Source organism: Actinoplanes sp. NPDC051633, assembly GCF_040681735.1.
Taxonomy (GTDB): domain Bacteria; phylum Actinomycetota; class Actinomycetes; order Mycobacteriales; family Micromonosporaceae; genus Actinoplanes.
Genome location: NZ_JBFAZH010001844.1, coordinates 1 through 1,029, shown reverse-complemented (window position 1 = coordinate 1,029; position 1,029 = coordinate 1). Strand labels below are relative to the sequence as shown.

At 69.9% G+C, this 1,029-nt stretch carries 3 pseudogenes; all 3 read left to right on the top strand.

The features are described 5' to 3' along the window. A pseudogene (locus AB0M20_RS45605) lies at positions 1–416 on the top strand (maltokinase); the annotation flags it as partial. A 64-nt stretch (positions 417–480) separates the two neighbouring features. After that, a pseudogene (locus AB0M20_RS45600) lies at positions 481–945 on the top strand (1,4-alpha-glucan branching enzyme); the annotation flags it as partial. Position 946: 1 nt separating this feature from the next. After that, a pseudogene (locus tag AB0M20_RS45595) lies at positions 947–1,029 on the top strand (replication/maintenance protein RepL); the annotation flags it as partial.

Here is a 1,029-nt window from a genome sequence, read left to right as displayed (position 1 = left end):
AGCGGGTGCACGGCGACCTGCACCTGGGCCAGGTCCTGCGGGTTCCGGCGGCGTGGCTGCTGATCGACTTCGAGGGTGAGCCGGGGCAGCCGCTGGAGGAGCGCCGGGCGCCCGACTCGCCGCTGCGCGACGTCGCCGGGGTGCTGCGGTCGTTCGAGTACGCGGCGTACCAGCTCCTCGTCGACTCCGACGACGAGGAACACCTCGCCGCCCGCGCCCGCGAATGGGTGGACCGCAACCGTGGCGCGTTCTGCGACGGATACGCCCACGCCGCCGGCCTCGACCCACGCGACCAGGGTCATCTGCTGGCGGCCTACGAGCTCGACAAGGCGGTCTACGAAGCCGCGTACGAAGCCCGGCACCGGCCCGGATGGCTGCGCATTCCGTTGCGCTCCATCGCCCGGCTCGTCGGCTGACCCCCGGGAGTTTGCGATGACCATCGGATCGACAACACCGTCCGCCGCCGCCGATCCCCGTGCGATGAACGCGGTGATCGCCGGGGAGACCCACGACCCGCACTCGATCCTGGGCGCACACCCCGCCGGTGAGAACACGGTGATCCGGACGCTGCGCAAGGGCGCCAAGGAGGTCTCGGTCGTCGCCGGCGACGAGCGGGTGCCGATGGCGAAGGTGCACCCCGACGGGATCTTCGCCGCCGAGGTGCCCGGGGTGGTGCTCGACTACCGCCTGCTGGTGGACGGCGCCGAGTGCGACGACCCGTACCGCCACCTGCCCACGCTGGGCGAGCTCGACCTGCACCTGATCGGCGAGGGCCGGCACGAGAAGCTGTGGAAGGTGCTGGGCGCGCAGCCCCGCGGCACCGGCGTCGGGTTCGCGGTGTGGGCGCCGGCCGCGCGCGGCGTGCAGGTGATCGGCGACTTCTCCGGGTGGGGACCGTTCGACGGCTGGCCGATGCGGTCGCTGGGTTCCAGCGGCGTGTGGGAGCGACGACCAAAAACAAAAATTCCTCTTACTCGAATTTGGGAACTTTGAGCAAGAGGCAAATGAAAATCAACAAAATGCATTATC